At 39.1% G+C, this 1,732-nt stretch carries 1 protein-coding gene; it reads right to left on the minus strand.

From position 1 onward, the window contains the following. Positions 1-89: 89 nt before the first annotated feature. A complete protein-coding gene (locus AK963_RS28640; protein WP_066018683.1) occupies positions 90-1,214 on the minus strand; it encodes a hypothetical protein in 1,125 nt (374 codons plus the stop codon). Between the last annotated feature and the right edge of the window lie 518 nt (positions 1,215-1,732).

A 1,732-nucleotide genomic window follows, 5' to 3' on the forward strand; every position in this document is an offset into this window, starting at 1 on the left:
GATCATCCTGAGTTTTAATCTGACTGGCTATTTGATCTACCAGTTTTTCGTTGATTTCAACGCTCATTGTTATTCTCCATTTTGGAGTATTAACGACAAGCGTTTACACAATTTAAATTACATTCCCATTCTAGGTGACGAAGGGCTTTCGTCAGGCCTTGATAGGTCTCATCGTGTTGTTTTGTTCTCAGGTTATTTGAAAACAGAAGTAAGTTCTTCAGGACAGTATCAATAGCCTCGATCTCTTCAGCTTGATGTTGATGCTCTTCTATTTTTGTCAGCATGGACTTTAGTTGCTTCAATGACTCTCTAAACTGGGTGAGTTTTCTTATTTGAGTTCTTTTAACCCAATTGCCCCGTTTAGCTTCAAGCTTTGTAATTAGGGGCTCTGCATCAGAAAGAACTTGAGACTTTTCTCTTCTGTACGGTTCAATGGTCAAGATGGACATTAAACTATCATAACTTTTACTGTCCAAGAAAAAACAGGTGAAGTCTCTCATTCGCCGTATTAATTCGGAGATTGATAGTAATTCCAGTCCGGGCTTCTCCCGTATTGTCAGGGTTGATGCCTCTTTTTGCAGTACTTTTAGTCTGGCGGTTAAATGTCCAAGCTTTGTTTTTGTATGCTCATGCTCTTTTTGTGCTTTAGTTAAATCAGCAACACTTTTTTGATAGTTTTCCAGTAATACTTCAGGTTTGGGGGATGTTTTAAATTGGATTTCTCCCTCTGAGCAGAGTTTCAATTGTTCTCTGGTATCACGATAAACATCCCATTTAATAGTTTCTTCTTTAAGGGCTTTTACATATTCATGTATCTCTTGGAGTAAATCTTCTTTTTTCTTCAAAAAAACCTGAAGGTTAACGTGAGGTTTAACGGGGGCTGGAGCAGAGCTTTCTCTGCTTTCATGAGTCTCTTGATCTGAATCGCGAGCCTCGTAAAAGGGAGTAAAGTCAGTAATATCGAAGAGGCCTTCTTCATGAGTTGACACCTCAGATAACTCCAGAAAACCTTTCATCGGTGGTTGGTTTAGCAGCTTTGCATTCTCAACAGGCAGCATAGCACCCTGAACGGTGGTATCTGGTAGCTTGGGTTTAAGTAAGCACTTTTTGCTATGTTTTTCTTGAATGGTTAGAATTTTTTCGTGAGGGACGCAGTTCGCTGGCTTGTATTTTTCTGGCCATACGTTCCACTCAGGTGTTTCTTGCGTTTTCATCCAGACATCTAACTGTGGACTTCGTTTCTCTCCTTTTGGCAGGTAGCCGTATTTTTTATATAAGGCTCTGTTTTTTTCGGTGCTGTTTGATTTCTCCTTTTTAGCCCTTTTCGGCTCCTGTGCTTGGTATTTTTCCTCAAAAGGTACTTTTTTTGTTCTTTTTCGTTCAGATTTTCTGATGAAGTAATTGTTTTCCCCAGTGCAGTTTTCAGAGCATTCAACCGCTTGTAGCCTTCCCTGACAGTCGGTTTGGTCAATATTATAAGTGTTGATATGCCTCTTGGGGCGATGGTTATACCCTGCAGGAATGTATTTTATGGATTTTTCAGTACTGTCGGGTTTATCTTGATCTTGATGATCAGCCGGATAAGTTAATAGACATTTATAATTAATACGCGATGTGCGACTTTGTAAGAAGCTATCTCAAATTACTAGCATGATGGTAAGTCCAACTTAAATCTTCAAAATCACACAACTATACGCTTTCCGTTTTTTTAATCTTCGGAAATAAGGTTCTC

It is taken from the genome of Endozoicomonas atrinae, assembly GCF_001647025.1.
GTDB lineage: Bacteria > Pseudomonadota > Gammaproteobacteria > Pseudomonadales > Endozoicomonadaceae > Endozoicomonas > Endozoicomonas atrinae.